We start from the raw sequence: 16,850 nt of genomic DNA, 5'->3' as shown, positions 1-16,850 counted from the left end.
CATGGCCAGCGCCGCCCTGGCCACCGGCCGCCCGGCACCGGGCGAACGCGCGGACCTGACCGCCTGGCTCGCGGTCGCTGCCGGCACGCTCGGCGCGCTGATGGCGACGCTCGACATCTCGATCGTCAATTCCGCCCTGCCGACCATCCAGGGCGAAATCGGCGCGAGCGGGACGGAGGGGACGTGGATCGCCACCGCCTATCTGGTGGCCGAGATCGTCATCATCCCGATGGCCGCCTGGCTGCAGCGGCTGCTCGGCCTGCGCACCTTCCTGTTGATCGCCGCCGGGCTGTTCACGGCGTTCTCCGTTCTCTGCGGCATTTCGACCAACCTGACGATGATGATCATCGGTCGGATCGGGCAGGGGTTCACCGGTGGCGCGATGATCCCGACCGCGCAGACAATCATCGCCCAGCGCCTGCCCCCGGCGCAGCAACCGGTCGGCATCGCCGCATTCGGCGTGACCGCGATCATGGGCCCGGTGCTGGGGCCTCTGGTCGGTGGGTGGCTGACCGAGAATATCAGCTGGCACTATGCCTTTTTCATCAACGTGCCGATCTGCGCGATCCTGATCACGCTGCTGCTGGTCGGCCTGCCGCATGAAAAGGCGAAGCCGGAGCTGTTGGGTGAGGCGGACTGGATCGGCATCGCCGGGCTCGCGCTCGGCCTGGGCGGTCTCACCGTGTTCCTGGAAGACGGTCAGCGCGAGCAGTGGTTCTCGTCCGAGCTGATCCGCTGGATGTTCGCGATCACGATCATCGGCTTCGGCATGATCGCCTGGGGACAGGTCTTCGCCAAGAGCCCGATCGTGAAGTTGAAGCTGCTACGCGATCGTCAGTTCGGCGCAGTCATCTTGATGGGAATCGTGCTGGGCGTCGTCCTTTATGGCACCAGCTATGCCATCCCCCAGTTCCTGGCGGCGATCGCAGGCTATAATGCGTTGCAGGCAGGCAAGGTCGTTTTGCTGTCAGGCATCCCCAGCCTGTTCATGATGGCGATCGTGCCCATCTTGCTGAAGCGGGTCGACATCCGGATCGCGGTCGCGGCGGGTCTGTTCATCATGGGGTTCAGCGCGCTGCTCGATGCGACCCTGACCGCCGGATCCGCAGGCGGCGACTTCACCGAATCGCAGCTGCTGCGAGGCGTCGGGCAGATCCTGGGCATGTTGTTCCTCAGCCAGGCGGTCGTGCGGTCGGTACCGCCGGAGGAAGCGGGCGACGCGTCCGGCCTGTTCAACGCGGCGCGCAATCTGGGCGGCAGCTTCGCACTGGCCGGCATTTCGGTCCTGCAGGACCAACGGATGTGGTTTCACTCGCGCCGGCTGGAGGAGACGCTGAACGCCAACAGCGCCGATGTTCAGGCCTATGTCGGCGGGCTCGGTGCGGCGGTCGGCGACCAGGCCGCCGGCCTGCGGCTGCTCAGCCAGCAGATCCAGCTGCAGGCACTGACGATGACCTACAACGACATCTTCTGGATCATGGGCGTGGGCACCCTGGCCGTGCTGCCGCTCGTCCTCTTCCTTCGGCCGCTGCCCAAGGGCGCCGGCCCGGCGATGGTGCATTGATGCGAAAGTCCCTGTTTCTCGTCTTCCCGGTGCTGCTGCCGGGCTGCACGGTCGGTCCGAACTATGCCGGTCCGCCGGCGACCGCGTCCGACGCCGTCGCGCGTGGCAGCTTCGCTCGGGCGACGCCGCAGACGACCGCCGACGCGCCCGCGTTGTCGAACTGGTGGGAAGGGTTCGACGACCCGCTGCTCAACAGACTCGTCGCCGACGCGCTGGCGCACAGCCCGACGATCGATCAGGTCACCGCGCGGGTGCGCGAGGCGCAGGCGCAGGCGCGGCAGCAGAAGACGAGCCAGCTGCCCAGCGTCAGCGCCAACGGCACGGTCATCCGCGCCGACCTGCCGCCGACCGGCGGGCAGGGGGCGGGCACCGACCTGACCTTCTACAACCTGGGGCTGAATGCCGCGTGGGAACTCGACCTGTTCGGCGGCGGGCGACGCGCGAACGAGCAGGCTAACGCGTCCGTCGGCGCGCGGATCGCCGATCTGGCGGATGCGCAGGTGTCGCTTACCGCCGGGGTCGCACAGGCCTATGTGGCGCTGCGCGACGTGCAGGAACGCATTCGACTGAACGCGCAATCGACCGACCTCCAGCAACGTCAGATCGCGTTGACGCGCCAGCGCTATGCGCAGGGCACCGCGTCGAAGCTCGATCTCGAACGCTTGCAGGGGCAGCTGGAGCAGACGCAGGCGCAGGCGATCCCGCTGGCCGCCCAGCGCGACGAGTATCTCAACCAGCTCGCGGTCCTGACCGGCCGCGCGCCCGGTGCGCTCGATGCGACGCTCAGTACGGTGACGCCGGTGCCGTTGCCACCGGCGCAGGTCGCGGTCGGCGATCCGGCGCAGCTGATCGCGCGACGGCCCGACGTGCGCGCGGCAGAGCGGCAGCTGGCGGCAGCGACGGCGGGTGTCGGCGTCAACAAGGCGAAGGAACTGCCCACGGTCCGCTTCCTCGGGCTGCTGGGCCTGGGCGGGACAAACCCCGGGGCGGTGTTCGATCTCGGCAACCTCACGACGCTGGCCGCGCCGTCCCTAAGTTGGTCGTTCCTCGACTTCGGCCGAGCGAAGGCGGCGACGCGGGCATCCGAGGCGCAGCGCGACCAGGCCGACGCGACCTATCGCCGCACGGTATTGGAAGCGTTGCAGGATGCCGAAACGCAGCTGTCCCGCTTTGCCAATACGCGCCTGCAACTCGGGCAACTGGCCCAGGCGGAGGCGACCGCAACTCGTGCCGCCGCGCTCAACCGTCAGCGCGTCGCGGCGGGTACCAGCCGGCTGATCGACCAGCTCGATATCGAACGCCAGCAGATCGCGGCGCGGATTGCGGTCGCCCAGGCCAAGGCGGGGCTGAGCACCAGCTATATCGGCGTGAACAAGGCGTTGGGGCTTGGCTGGCGCGCGTCGGATGCGGCGGCGATCAGCGGGGGCGCAGACCGGAAAACAGCAGGTCCAGCGCCTCGCTGAGGCAGTCGCTCAGCTCGTCGGGCGTCATGTGCGGCAGGATCAGCCCGCCGACCATGCGGACGATCAGCACGATGTGATGCGCGGTCGTGTCCGCGGCCAGTTCGCCGCGGGCTCGCGCCGCCTCGACCGCGGGCGCCAGCAACGCCTCGAGCCGATCGCCGAGCGCGCGGAACGCGATGATGTTCGCTTCGTCTTCGCCAAGCTCCGCGGCGATGCGGGCAAAGAGCGTGAGGGCGGACGCACCCCTGCGGATCATCGCCGCGATGGTCTCGCGAATGGGGGCGGCGGCATCGATCGTGCCGGTCAGCGCCTCCACCTCTGCTGCGAAGATCGCGATGGCGAGAGCGCTGCGATCCTTGAAGTTCCGATAGAGCGTCGCGCGACCGACTCCCGCCCGCTCGGCGATCGACTCGAGCGGTACGCCATAGCCTTCGGCGCGAAACGCATCGGCCGCGGCCGCCAGCAATGCGTCGCGGCGGCGCCGAGCATCTTGGCGCGGCGCGCGGGGCGGTCGAGGGGTGGCAGCGTCGGTCCTCATCGCCGACGCATGCCCGAAGCCGATCGGCCCTGGCAAGCATCCCGGGAAAGCCAATGAAATTCCTCGTTATTATGTCCGGCGTGATCGGTCATGATTCAGTCTGGGCGAGCGTTTGACCAGAACATCGGGATCGCGAGTTGCGTCGATCCAATATAATTTCCAAACCTTGAAATAAAACTGCCGCATTAGGACAGTAGCCGCCCGGCCCGAAGACGACCGGCAAAAGGCGTCTCGACAAGCCAAATGGGGATTTACATGCGAAACCGTGCCGTAGCGGCGCGCCTTCTTTCGGGCGCCGTGCTGTTTGCCTTTGCGGGATTTTCGACGCCGGCCGCGGCGCAGGAGGCGGAGGCACGGGCGACCGGGGACGCACAGACCGTCAGCGAAGCGCTGACCAGCGATATCGTCGTCAACGGCAAGCGCCAGCGCACCGCGCTGGACGAGGAGCGGAACGCGGTGGCGACGATCGACATCGTCACGACCGGCGACGTCGCGATCAATTCGCAGACCAGTATCGCCGACCTGGCAAAGGCGCTGCCCGGCGTATCGGCAAGCCGCGACCAGGGGCGCAACCAGAGCGCCACCGGCGAAGCGCAGTTCGCAACGATCCGCGGTTTCGATACGGGATACAACGCCTACACGCTCGACGGCCTGCGCCTGCCGCAGACGTCGGGATCGTCGCGCGCGATCTCGCTGAACCTGTTCTCGCCGTTCGCAATCGGCGGGATTGCGGCCGACAAGACGCCGGGCGCCGCCAAGGATGCCGATGCGATCGCCGGCATCATCGACCTGCGCACGCCGACCGCGTTCGACTTCTCGACCGACTTCATCCGCGCGCGCACGCTGGGCCAGATGGCCCAACTGGCGGTCGATCGCCGTCAGGAAGGCTTCGGGGGCGCGATGGGCCTCGACACCGGCATGCGCTTCGGTGCCGATCGCCAGTTCGGTATCTATCTGGCGGGCTATTACGAGGAGCGCGGCAATACCGCGGAATCGACTGCCGTCCAGAACGACTACAAGACGACGCGTTTCGACGTCGGCACCGCTCGCGACAATGGCAATGCGCTGTCGGCGGACGGCGTGCAGTGGAATTTCTACAACAACAAGATCAAGCGCTACGGCGCGACCGCGTCGCTCGATTTCCGCAGTGATGCCGTCACGCTGTTCGCGCACGTCAATTACGCGACCTATCTGAACACCAACACGATGAACCAGACGGGTCTGCGCAACGAGCTGACCCGCGGCCAGACCAATAGCAACCCGGTGCGCACGCTGTCGGCCGGCGGCACGACGCAGGCGTATAACGCGGCTGGCGTCTACACGCCGCTCGGCATCAATCCGGCGAGCTATTTCCGGACCGAAGATGTCGAGCAGGAGCTGTTTTCGGCGCAGGTCGGCGGCACGCTCAAGTTCGGCAACGGCTTTTTCGCCGAACTGCAGGGCGCCTATGCCGATGGGCGGTTCGACCAGCCGACCCGCATCGAAGCGGCATTCCGTGGCATCGCCTATAACGGTGCGGCCGATAATCTGGGCGCGGCGAGCGAAGGCGTCGTCGTCGACCTGTCCGACCCGCGATCGCCGCGGCCGGTGCTGACGCCGCGCGCGGTCGCCTATGTCTCGTCGCTCGACAGGCCGACCCAGCTCTATGTGCAGCAGGGCTTTGACTATCTATCGGAGGACAAGAAGACCGTGCGCGGTGCTCTCGGCTGGAACGGCGGCGGGCTGCTCGACAGCATCTCGGTCGGCGGTCTGTACGAGACGTCACACCGCACGGGTCGCAGCCTGGCACCGGACAATACCCGTTACCGTTTCCTGACGCCGCTGCAGGCCGGGACGGTGCAGGGGCCAACGATCGCCGAATATCTGGGCGATGTCCTGACCGATTTCCTGAGCTATTATCCGGCGCGGCCGATCAAGGTGCTGTCGCGCAGCCAGCTCGACGCGCAGGTCAGTCAGTATGTCAACATCGCGGCGGTGCCGGCCAACACGATCAACCAGGGGCTGCTCGATGGGCGGGAGACGCGCAAGGCGGTCTATGCGACGGCAACGCTGAAGGCGGGCACGCTGGAAGTAGTGCCGGGCATCCGATACGAGGACAACGGCTTTAGAGGTCGCTATTTCCTGAACGACGTCGGCGGCGCGCGCTTCGTCGAGGCGGGGCGAGACTATGATCACCTCGATCCGAGCCTGCTCGCTGCCTGGAAGCCGACCGACCGGATCGTCGTCCGCGCTGCCGCCCGGTCGAGCTATGCGCGTCCGTCCTTCGATCTGATCGCCGGTCCGACCCGTATCGGCGAGCCGGCCAGCGACGGCACCGTCACCATCAGCCAGCCAAATCCCGACCTGAAGCCGGTGTCGGCCTGGAGCTATGACGCGGGGGTCGATTTCTACGCAGGCGTCGGCCGCTATCTGCAGGTTGCGGTCTATTACAAGGACTTGAGCGACTTCATCGTGTCGACCGCATCGCGCAGCTTCGGCGAGCGGACGGGGACGACCAACCTGGTCCGCCCGGTCAACGGCGGCGATGGCACCGCGAAGGGCATCGAGCTGTCGGGCCGCTTTACCGTCGGCGACATGGTCGGCAGCCGCTTCCTCGGCAATTTCGGTGTCGGCGGAAACGTGACCTATCAGCGCACGACGGCGGAATATCGCATCCCGGTGAACGGCGTGCTGACCGTCCGTCAATCGACGCTGCCGCAGGCGCCGGACGTGATCTACAATGCCGAGCTGTTCTATGCCGGCGGCGGGCTGCGGGCGAACCTGTGGTACAACCATACCGGCCGCTTCCTGGCATCGGTACAGGACAGCCAACCCGACATCTACGTCCAGCCGGTCGGCGAGCTGAACTTTGGTGCGGCGTGGGAAGTCACCGACAATCTCGAAATCGGCACATCGGTGCGTAATCTGCTGAACCAGCACACCTATTGGGCGACGGTCGGCAAGGAACAGACATATATCTCCAACGACCGGAACGGCGGCTACATGAAGACCGGCCGCGTGTTCCAGTTCAGCCTGACGATGAAGATGTGATGGGCCGGGTCGTGGTGCGGTGGCTGCTGGGCCTGATGCTCGCGCTGACGATGGCGCCGGCACATGCCCAGACGCGCGCCGCGGACGTGGTCCTTGAAGGGGCCGTCCGCGGCACCGACCGCGCCACGACCCGCGACCTCGTCTTCGACGTGCCGCCGGGTACGGCGCAAGTGCGGGTCGCCTTCACCTATGACGGACGCGAGCGGGGCGTGACGATCACGCTGGGCGTCGCCGATCCCGAGCGGGTGCGGGGCTGGGGCGGGGGCACCAAATATGCCTTCACCATCGGCGAGGCGTTTGCGACGCCGTCGTTCCTGCCGGGACCGATCCCGGCCGGGCGGTGGCGGCTGGTGATGACCGTGCCGTCGATCCGCGATGGCGACACCGCGACATGGACAGCGCGCATCTGGTTCTCGCGCACGCGTGATCTCGATGCGGTCGCGTTCGCATCGGCGCCGCTCCGCCCCGGTCCCGGCTGGTATCGCGGCGACCTGCATACCCACAGCGGGCAAAGCGACGCCCGCTGCCGCAGCCTCGCCGGACGTGAGGCGGGGTGCCCGCCGTTTTACACATTCCAGGAGGCCGTTGCGCACGGCCTCGATTTCGTCGCGCTGACCGATCACAACGTGACGTCGCACTTCATCGAAATGGGCTATCTCCAACCGCATTTCGACACCTTGCTGCTGATGCCGGGGCGAGAGCTGACGACGCGGGACGGTCACGCCAATCTGCTCGGCTATATGGGGGCGCTGGAGACCGAGATCGGCCGGCCCGGTGCCGAGACGGTCGCCGCGTTGCTCGCCTCGGCGCGCGACACCGGCGGCTTCCTGACGATCAACCATCCGTCGCGTCCGACCGGCGAGGATTGCCTGGGGTGCGGCTGGGCGGCGCGCGACACCGATTTCGCGCAGGTCGACGCGATCGAGGTCGTCAACGGCGGCAGCACCTTGGAAACGCCGGGTGATCGGGAGGCGGCGGTGCGCAAGCAAGTTCGCTACTGGGAGGCGCTGCTCGACCAAGGTTATCGGCTGGTCGGCGTCGCAGGCTCCGACAATCATGACGCGCTTCAGTATCGCGGCAATTCACCGATCGGGGCGCAGGCCGCGGTCGGCAGTCTTGCGACCGTCGTGCGTGCCGACGACCTGTCGCAGGGCGCGATCCTGCGCGGGCTGCGATCGGGACGGGTGTTCGTCGATCTGGGCGAGGGGCGGGGCCGCGTTCTCGACCTGACCGCGCGGCGTGGCCAGGCCGGGGCCGCAATGGGCGGGATGCTCCCCCGGGCGGGCGGGGCGATCACCGCCACCGCTCATGTCGAAGGCGTGGCCGGTGGGCGGCTGGCCCTGACGGTCGACGGTGTCGCGCGATCGGTCGCCAGCCCGGACATCCGCGCCGCAAGCGCCGATGTGACGATGCGGGTGGGCAGCAAGGTCAAACGCTGGTTCCGCGTCGATGTGCTCCATCCCGACGGTCGGCTATGGCTGATCGGCAACCCGATCTATGTGCGGTGAGTTGACGGGCCGACGCGACGCCGTGACCGGACTCAACACCGGCGAACCTCGCCGCCGCCGGCGCCCCCGTATCCGGCAGGCCGGCCGGTACCAGCAGGAGCAGCAGGATCGGCGAGCAGCGGCGAGACATGGGTGTCGGTCCCTCGGGCTCGTCAGGGTTCAGAACAGACCATCGTCATCGTCGTCGAACGTGACGGGCGCGGCGACGGGTGGCGGGGTCATGCCGGGAAGCAGGAAGGCAGCGTGGATCTCGCGTTCGCAGGCCATGGTGTAGAGGCCGGCGATCCACGGCAGCAAGTCGAGCAGGGCGTCGCGGTCGGCATCCGCGATCTCGTCGTCGATCGGGCGCGCGGTCTGGGCGTGCAGCGAGAGCGTATCGCCGACCGCGAGCAGCGTCTGGGTGAACGCCGTCTGGTCGTTCAGGTTGCTGGCGCTCGACCGCAGCGAGGCGATGATATCCTCCGCTTCGCCGCCGCCGCGGGACATCGCTTCGCTCGAGGTTGCACAGGCGTAGCGGATGATGGTCAGCGCGTCGCTCAGCGCCGGGCCGGTGTCGCCGGTGCTGCCTTCCTGGACCAGGTCGATGCCCATCAGCGCATCGATATGCCGGCTGATCGCCGAACCCAGCTGGTCCAGTCGAGTAGCGCAGGGCGCGACCTCTTTTGCGATGACCGCTACCGCGCGCCCGTTCTCGCCGTGGCGGCGCGACAGCAGGCGCGTGTTGGTCGAGATGTCCTGCACGTCGACCGCAATGTTCTTGATCCGCGACAGGCCACTCGCGAGTTCGCCCAGCGTCTCGCCGACGAAGCTCGTCAGCGAAGCGAGGTGGGTATCCGCCTCGCGCAGCTGGCGGGTCACCGTGTCCAGCTTCGCAATACCCTGTTCCAGTCTTATCAGGATCTGGCCGTCGTCGCCGCCGCCCTGGTTCGCGATCAGCAGGCACAGTTCCTCGGCCAGCGGGCTCAGCCGGTCGAGCGACAGGACGATGGCATTGACTTCGCGCTGGAAGTCGTCCGCCATTGCGCGCAGCTGGGCATCGACCAGCCGTTCGAGATGGGCGAGTGCGCCGGGCGGGACGGCGGCGTCGCCCGCGTGGATGCGGGCGAGGATCGTGATACAGTGCTCGGCGCGCTGGCGCACGCTGTCGCCGATCTGGATCGCGCCCAGGATGCGGGCGACCTCGCCCTGCACCGTGCGGACGATGCCGGCGACCTGATCGGTCATGCGCATGACCGCTTCGACGTGATTCTGGAGAGCGCTCGCATTGTCGATCAGCTCGGCGGGCACGCTGCTGCCGGTCTGGGCAAGCGCTTCCGACAGCGAGCGGTCGGCCTGGCGGACGACACCGACGACCCGGCCGAACTGGTCGAGCTCGCGGGTGATGTGCGCGACCTCGCGCCGGCCGCTGTCGAGCTTGCGGTCCATGCCGGTCACGAAGTCAAAGAAGGCGGTCTCGCCCGACGACGCGATCTTGATGTTGATGCCGTAGATGCCGAGCAGGTCGAGGATCGTGCCGATCTCCGCCAGCATGTTGCGCAGCTCGCGCGTGCGGCCGGTCAGCGTCTCGACTTCCACCGCACGGCGGCGCTGTTGCGTGGGCAGCGTACTCAGGCGCCGCGCGACGGCGCGCAAGCGGTCGACCGCCGCACCCGCGGTTTCAGGCGACAGCGAGCGGCGGATATCCTCCAGCCCCGTTGCCATCCGGTCGATCGTGCCGATCGCTGCGGCCAGTGCCTCGCCGACGTCGCGAAAACACGCCTCCAGCCCGCCCATGCTGGCTTGCAGCACGGCCGCGGCATCGCTGTGCGGCGCCAGCGGCGTGGCGCTGTCCAGCCCGGTGAGTTTGGTCATGTCCATGATGATGGTCCTTTCAGCGGGCGGTAGCGTGGAGGAGTTCGCGGGCGACGTGGCCGAGCGGGATGACCTTGTCGGCGGCGCCGCGCGCGATTGCCTCCTTGGGCATGCCGAAGACGACGGAGGTCGCTTCGTCCTGGGCAAAGGTGCGTGCGCCGGCCTGCTTCATCTCGAGCAGCCCGCGCGCACCGTCGTCGCCCATGCCGGTCAGGATGATGCCGACCGCATTGGCGCCGGCGTTGCGGGCGGCCGAGCGGAACAGCACATCGACCGACGGGCGGTGCCGCGAGACGAGCGGACCTTCGCGGACAGCGACGACATAGCGCGCGCCCTGGCGTTCGAGCATCGTGTGGCGCAGGCCGCCCGGCGCGATCAACGCGCGGCCGCGCATGACGGTATCACCGTCTTCCGCTTCCTTCACGTCGATCTGACACAGGCCGTCTAGGCGCTTGGCAAAGGCGCGTGTGAAGCTTTCGGGCATGTGCTGAACGATGACGATGCCCGGCGAATTGGCCGGCAGGGCTTCGAGTACCTCGCGCAGCGCTTCGGTCCCGCCGGTCGAAGCACCGATGCAGACGACCATCTCGGTGGTGCGGCTCATCGCCTTGCCGGTGGGTGGCGGCAGGACGGCATCGGCCGTGAGCTTCTTCGCCGGCTCGGTGGGGCGGGCGGTGCGCCGCGCGCCGAGCCGTGCCTTCGCTGCGCCCTTCACCGTTTCGCGGATCATCAGATGCGCTTCGGCCAGATGGTCGGCGACGCCGACCCGTGGCTTCAGGATGACGTCGACCGCGCCGGCCTCCAGCGCCTGGAGCAGCGTTTCGGAGCCTTCCTCGACCAGCGACGAGCACATCACGACCGGGATCGGGCGCTGCGCCATCAGCTTGCGCAGGAACGTGATGCCGTCCATCCGCGGCATTTCGACGTCCAATGTGATGACGTCGGGGATTTCGTTGCCGATGTAGCGCGCGGCGGCGAAGGGATCGGCGGCGGCGGCGATCACTTCGATTTCCGGGTCGGCGGACAGGATGGCGGTCATCGCCTGGCGGACGCTGGCGCTGTCGTCGATGACCAGGACGCGGATCGGGTTCGGCATGGGATCAGACCCGTTTGAAGACGGTGTTCGACACCGCGGTGAGGGGAAGGTCGAAGCCGGTGATCGATTCCGAATGGCCGAGGAACAGCAGCCCGCCCGGACGCAGGCAGTCCGTCAGCCGGCGAACGACGCGTTCCTGCGTGGGCTTGTCGAAATAGATCAGCACGTTGCGGCAGAAGATGATGTCCATCGGGTCGCCGACCGGATAGCGTGCATCCATGAGGTTCAGCTGAGCGAAGCCGACGGCCGCACGCAGTTCGGGCACGATGCGCATCTCGTTGCGTTTCGGGTCGCTTGCCCGCAGCGCATAGCGGGCCCGCAGCGCCGGCGGCACGGGGGAGAGCATGTCGGCCGGAAAGACGCCGCGCCGCGCGATACGCAGCACTTCGGTGTCGAGATCGGTCGCCAAGATCCCATAGTCCGGCCCGCCGTGATCGGCGGCGTAGGAATCGAGCAGCATCGCCAGCGTATAGGCCTCGGCCCCGGTCGAGGCGGCCGCACTCCAGACCCGCAATCGCCGAATGCCGGCGTCGCGCATCGCGGGCAAGGCATGCTGCATCAGATATTCGAAGTGCTTGGGCTCGCGGAAGAAATCGGTCTTGTTCGTCGTGACCGCGTTCAACAGATGCTCGTTCTCGAGATCGAGATTGTCGTCCTGGAACAGCCAGCTGCAATAGTCGCTCAGGCTCGACAGGCCCTTGGCGCGAACGCGGCGGCGCAAGCGGCCCTCGATCATCGTGATCTTGGCCGGGACGAGGCGGATGCCGGCCTTTTCGTAGATATAGGCCGCGAGCCGATCGAAATCGCGCTTCTGCAGCGTATCGCCGGTAAGGGCCAGGGGGGCCGCGTTGCTCAACGAAGCTCTCCTAATCGTGCCGTCGTGTTGACGTCGGCTTGTGGGCAGGGGCGGGTTTCCGGCCGCCGCCAGGGATCGTGACGGCCGGAATCTCGTGTGGGTTCAGGCGGCGAGGACGAGCGAGGCCAGCGCCTCGGACCCGTCGGCTCCGAACAGTCGGGCGGCGTCCAGCAGGGCGACGAAGCCCCCGCCGCGGCGCAGGATCGCCTCGATCTGTTCCGACCGCCAGCGACCGCCGATATCGGGCGACGCTTCCACCGCATCGGCAGCGAAGGTGCTGACGTCCAGCACCCGGTCGACGACCAGCCCGAGCAGCAGCGGCTCACGCCCTGCGACAGCGACCTCGACGACCAGGATGCGGGTCGCCAGCGTCGGTTCGACCGCGGCAAGCCCCAGGCGGACGCGCAGGTCCACCATCGGCACCGACTGGCCGCGGACGTCGGTCAGCCCCAGGAACCAGGCGGGTGCGTTCGGCACCCGATAGGCGGTGCGGTGGTCCAGGATTTCGCGGACCGAGGTGACGGGGAGGCCGAACTCCTCCTCCCCGAGACCGAAGACCACGACCTGGACGTCCTGGCCGGTCGCGATCATGCCGCGCGTCCGAACTCGGCATCCTCGCCGTCCGGACCGCCGGTGGCCAGGTCGAGCGCGAAGCCGCGCGCGCGCGCCTGCTGGTCGGCCACCGAATTGGGCTTCACAGCCGCCTTCCTGGCCTGCGGCTTGGCCGCTGCCGGGCGTGCCGCCGGCTTGCGCGTGGCCGACTTGGCCGGTGCCTTGTGACCAGCGTCGTCGACGCGGAAGTAGGCGATGCTTGCCTGCAGTTCCTCGGCCTGGCTCGACAGCTCTTCCGACGTCGCCGAGATCTGCTCGGACGCGCTGGCGTTCTGCTGTGTCACCTTGTCGAGCTGCTGGATCGCTTCGTTGATCTGCACCGCGCCGATGTCCTGTTCGCGGCACGCTGCGCTGATCTCGGCGACCAGTTCGGCGGTACGGCGGATGTCGGGGACCAGCTTGGTCAGCATCTCGCCCGCTTCGGTCGCGGCCGACACGGTGTCCGACGACATGCCGCTGATCTCGGCCGCGGCAGTCTGGCTGCGCTCGGCGAGCTTGCGCACTTCGGCGGCGACGACCGCGAAGCCCTTGCCATGTTCGCCGGCGCGCGCAGCCTCGACCGCGGCGTTCAGCGCCAGCAGGTCGGTCTGACGGGCGATTTCCTGCACGATGCCGATCTTTTCGGCGATGGTGCGCATCGCGACGACCGCCTTCTGCACGGCCTGGCCGCTGACTTCGGCGTCCTGCGACGACTGGCGCGCAATCTTTTCGGTCTGCGTCGCATTGTCGGCATTCTGTTTGATGTTGGCCGCCATCTGCTCCATCGACGCCGACGCCTCTTCGGCCGCCGCGGCCTGCTCGGTCGCGCCCTGCGAGACCTGCTCCGACGACGACGACAGCTGCTGGCTGCCCGCCGCGACATTCTGCGCCGCGATCGTGGTGTCGCCGACGACGCCCCGCAGACGCTCGACCATCGCGACCAGGGCCAGGCCCAGCGTGTCCTTGTCGGACAGCGGCTGATGGTCGACGGTCAGGTCGCCCGAGGCGATCGTGTCGGCGAGCTGCGCGGTCTGGCGCAGGTTCGCGGTCATGCGATTGACGGTGTCGACCAGATCCTTGATCTCGTCATTGGTCGTGACCTTCACGTCCTGATCGAGATCGCCGATGGCGACGGCCGCGATCGCGACCCCCGCAGTCTTCAGGCCACGCGACACGATGAAGGAGATCCAGATCGCTCCGCCGATCGCGACGATCAGCGCGATCACGCCACAGGTCAGCAGAATGTTGCGGCTTTCGGCGTAGAGGGCGTTGGTGTCGGAGTCGGCCTGCTTCATTGCCGCGCGCTGACTTTCGCCGAGCTTGCTGATGCTGGCCGACAATTTGTTCATCAGCGGCGTCTGGACTTCGTTGGTCATCTTCGCCGCTTCGTCGTTGCGGTTGGCATAGGCGAGATCCCGAACGCGATCGAACGTCGGCTTCAGCTCGTTCCAGTCGGAGCGTACCGCTTCCCACAGAGGCTTGCTCTCGGCCGACGACGCGGCCAGCCCTTCGGCCACGCGCTTGCCGAGGGTGTTCTCGCCCTCCACGACCTTGTCATAGTACAGCTTCATTGTTGTCTGGTCGGTATTGAGAGCCAGCGACTGCTGGTCGGCAAGCGCCTGGCTCTGCACGGTATCGATCGACTGGGCGATCGACAGCGTGCGCGCCGGACTGGCGATGACGTCGGTGATCGCGCTGTTCAGCACGCTCATCTTGCTGATCCCGATGCCGATGACGACGGCGAGAAGGACGACGAGGACGGTGAAGGTCGCCCCCAGTTTCATCTTGATGGTAGCTCGCATGGCTAGGTTCCCCAAAACGACGTTGGAATGATGAGTGGAAGAGGATGGTCGACGCGGACGGCGGACCGACGCGACGACGGAATGGATCAGTGAAGCGTGGCAGTCTCGGCACCCTGCGCGATGAGGCGTGCGAAGAGGTTGGGCAGATCGGGCAGGACGACCACGTCACCCTCGCGCCGGACCAGGCAGTGGATTTGCTCGCGCGGCCAGCGGATGCCGATGATCGGCGGTTCCTCCGCGTCGAGCACATCCAGCACGGTCACTTCGTTGACGCGGTCGGCGGCCAGGCCGATCAGCGTCGCGTTGCCGTCGAGTTCGAGCTCGATGACGATAATCCGGCTGTCGGCCGTATTGGCGGCGGCTTCCATACCGAACGAAATCCGCAGGTCGGCGAGCGGTACGATCCGGCCGCGGAAGTTGATGACGGCAGCGGCCATCGGGTCGGCGCCGGGCACTCTGGTGAGCGGCATCACGTCCAGGATTTCGCGGACGATGCCCGCTTCCAGTGCGAAGGTCTCACCACCCAGGCCGAAGGTCAGAACCTCCAGGCCGTGGTCGGGCGTCCAGTGCGGGATAGTGTGATTTAGCATGGGCTCACGCAGCGGCGATACGCCGCTCCTCCCTGGGCTGGCCGAGCGCGACGAGCTGGGCGATGTCGAGGATCAGCGCGACCGACCCGTCACCCAGGATGGTTGCGCCGGCGAAGGATGCGACGCCGCGGTGCAGGGGCGACATCGCCTTGATGACGGTCTGGTGATTGCCGATGATCTGATCGACGACCAGGCCGACCCGCTCGCTACCGGTGCCGACCACCACGATCTTCTGATAGGTGTCGGGCTTCGTCCCGGTGGCGAACAGGTCGCGCAGACGCAGGAACGGGATCAGGCGTTCTCGAAGGGTGATGATGCTGCGACCGCGCGACCGCAGATCCTCCTCGAGCGACAGCTCCAGGCATTCCTCGACCGCGGCGAGCGGGATGACGTAACGGCCTTCGCCGACCCGCACGAGCAGGCCCTCGATGATCGCCAGCGTCAGCGGGATGCGCAGGGTGATGGTCGAGCCTTCACCGGCAACGCTCTTCACGTCGATCGATCCGCGCAGGCTTTCGATCGTCCGCTTGACCACGTCCATGCCGACACCGCGGCCGGACAGGTTGGTGACCTGAGCGGCGGTCGAGAAGCCGGGGTGGAAGATGAGGCCGAGCAGCTCGTCCTCGCTTACCACCTGGCCCGGCTGGATCAGGCCGTTGGCTTCCGCCTTGGCCCGGACCCGCTCGCGGTCGATGCCGCGACCGTCGTCGGTGATGGTGATCAGCACTTCGCCACCGGCCTGGTGCGCGCTCAGGCGGATGAGGCCGCTGGCGGGTTTACCGGCCGCAATGCGGTCCTCGGCCTTTTCCAGGCCATGGTCGCACGAATTGCGGATGATGTGGACCAATGGGTCGAACAGGCGTTCGATCACCGTCTTGTCGACTTCGGTATGCTCGCCCTCGGTCACCAGCTCGATCGCCTTGCCGGTCTCGTTCGCCAGGTCGAGGATCAGGCGGCGGAAGCGGCCGAACAGCGTCGAGACGGGCACCATGCGCAGGACCATCATGGTGTCGCGCATTTCACCGGCCAGGCGCTCGATCTCCTCCGACACCGAGCGCAGCGACAGGTCGTTGCCGTGGTGGGCGAGCTGCGACAGCCGGCTCTGTGCGATCACGAGCTCGCCGACGCGGTCCATCAGTTCGTCCAGCCGCTCGGCCGGCACGCGAACGTGCTCGCCCTGAGCGGTGCGCGCCGCGGTGCGCCGCTCGGGCTGGTCGTTGGCCGCGACCGGCGGGCTTGCGGTCGTGATGACCGGATCGGCGGCGGCCTCGGCGGCCGGCGCGTCGGCGTCGGTCGTCAACGGCTCGATCGTGATCTCCATGTCGTCCATGACGAACAGGAACACGTCTTCGATCGCATCGCGCGCGATGTCGCCGATCAGCGTGCAGTCCCAGCCGATGTAGCAATGGTTGGGGATGAGCGCGTCGAGCGGCGGCACGGTGTCGGTACGGGCGACGATGGTGGCCTCACCCAGGGCGCGCAGCTCGTCGAGCAGGGCGAGCGGGTTGGTGCCATTGGCCATGGCGTCGGCCGGCAGGCGGAACGACAGCGTCCAGCCCTGCTTTGCCGGCATGGACGCCGCGGGGGCATCGCCACCGGCAGCGGCGTCGACCGCGGCGGCCAGGCGCGCAAGGATCGCGTTGCCGGTGGCTTCCGGCGCATCGCCCTCGACCAGCGCGCGCATATGGTCGCCGGCCGACAGGATGACGTCGACAAGCTCCGGAGTCGCCGTCACGTCGCCCTTGCGGACGCGGTCGAACGCGCTTTCGCAGTGGTGGGTGAAGCCTGCCAGCGCGTCGAAGCCGAACATCGCGCCCGAGCCCTTCAGCGTGTGCAGACCGCGGAAGACCGCGTTGACGAGGCCCATGTCACCGAGGTTCGCGCGCAGGTCGAGCAGGCCCTGTTCGACCTGTTCGAGCAGCTCGCCGGCCTCGATGCGGAAGGCTGCTGTCGGATCCTCG

At 67.6% G+C, this 16,850-nt stretch carries 11 protein-coding genes and 1 pseudogene; 4 read left to right on the top strand and 8 right to left on the bottom strand.

Going from position 1 to position 16,850, the window contains the following annotated elements; translation table 11 throughout:
* Position 1: 1 nt before the first annotated feature.
* Positions 2-1,564, top strand: coding sequence for a multidrug efflux MFS transporter (locus JW805_09210; protein MBN2972191.1), 1,563 nt, complete (start codon positions 2-4; stop codon positions 1,562-1,564).
* The gene (locus JW805_09205) at positions 1,564-3,027 is read left to right on the top strand and encodes an efflux transporter outer membrane subunit (protein ID MBN2972190.1); all 1,464 of its coding nucleotides are present in this window, start codon (positions 1,564-1,566) and stop codon (positions 3,025-3,027) included. Before JW805_09210 ends, JW805_09205 begins: the two co-directional genes overlap by 1 nt.
* Here the strand turns inward: JW805_09205 and JW805_09200 are convergent.
* Positions 2,981-3,565, bottom strand: a complete 585-nt coding sequence (locus JW805_09200; protein MBN2972189.1) for a TetR family transcriptional regulator — start codon at positions 3,563-3,565, stop codon at positions 2,981-2,983. The two genes, JW805_09205 and JW805_09200, sit on opposite strands and share 47 nt — an antisense overlap.
* A gap of 255 nt (positions 3,566-3,820) precedes the next feature.
* Between JW805_09200 and JW805_09195 the strand changes: the two genes are divergently transcribed.
* Both JW805_09195 and JW805_09190 read left to right on the top strand, forming a co-directional pair.
* Positions 3,821-6,595, top strand: coding sequence for a TonB-dependent receptor (locus tag JW805_09195; GenBank protein ID MBN2972188.1), 2,775 nt, complete (start codon positions 3,821-3,823; stop codon positions 6,593-6,595).
* Positions 6,595-8,103: a CehA/McbA family metallohydrolase gene (locus tag JW805_09190; GenBank protein MBN2972187.1), complete on the top strand. Its 1,509-nt coding sequence runs from the start codon at positions 6,595-6,597 to the stop codon at positions 8,101-8,103. The genes JW805_09195 and JW805_09190 overlap by 1 nt, the downstream gene beginning before the upstream one ends.
* A 159-nt stretch (positions 8,104-8,262) precedes the next feature.
* Here the strand turns inward: JW805_09190 and JW805_09185 are convergent, their stop codons facing one another.
* The 7 genes and pseudogenes from JW805_09185 to JW805_09155 all read right to left on the bottom strand — a co-directional run bounded on the left by JW805_09185 (position 8,263) and on the right by JW805_09155 (position 16,846).
* Positions 8,263-9,960 (bottom strand): hypothetical protein, encoded by a 1,698-nt coding sequence (locus tag JW805_09185; GenBank protein ID MBN2972186.1) that lies wholly within the window; start codon positions 9,958-9,960, stop codon positions 8,263-8,265.
* Between the two features lie 13 nt (positions 9,961-9,973).
* A complete protein-coding gene (locus tag JW805_09180; GenBank protein MBN2972185.1) occupies positions 9,974-11,050 on the bottom strand; it encodes a chemotaxis response regulator protein-glutamate methylesterase in 1,077 nt (358 codons plus the stop codon).
* A 4-nt stretch (positions 11,051-11,054) separates the two neighbouring features.
* The gene (locus JW805_09175) at positions 11,055-11,954 is read right to left on the bottom strand and encodes a protein-glutamate O-methyltransferase CheR (GenBank protein MBN2972184.1); all 900 of its coding nucleotides are present in this window, start codon (positions 11,952-11,954) and stop codon (positions 11,055-11,057) included.
* A gap of 54 nt (positions 11,955-12,008) precedes the next feature.
* Complete coding sequence (locus tag JW805_09170; protein MBN2972183.1) at positions 12,009-12,497, bottom strand: chemotaxis protein CheW; 489 nt, start codon at positions 12,495-12,497, stop codon at positions 12,009-12,011.
* A complete protein-coding gene (locus JW805_09165) occupies positions 12,494-14,299 on the bottom strand; it encodes an MCP four helix bundle domain-containing protein (protein MBN2972182.1) in 1,806 nt (601 codons plus the stop codon). Before JW805_09165 ends, JW805_09170 begins: the two co-directional genes overlap by 4 nt.
* A gap of 86 nt (positions 14,300-14,385) precedes the next feature.
* A complete protein-coding gene (locus tag JW805_09160) occupies positions 14,386-14,889 on the bottom strand; it encodes a chemotaxis protein CheW (protein MBN2972181.1) in 504 nt (167 codons plus the stop codon).
* Between the two features lie 4 nt (positions 14,890-14,893).
* Positions 14,894-16,846: pseudogene (locus tag JW805_09155) on the bottom strand (chemotaxis protein CheA).
* Positions 16,847-16,850 lie beyond the last annotated feature (4 nt).

Origin of the sequence: Roseomonas aeriglobus, from assembly GCA_016937575.1 — a bacterium.
Lineage (GTDB): Bacteria > Pseudomonadota > Alphaproteobacteria > Sphingomonadales > Sphingomonadaceae > Sphingomonas > Sphingomonas aerigloba.
This window is presented reverse-complemented; position numbering and strand designations above follow the sequence as displayed.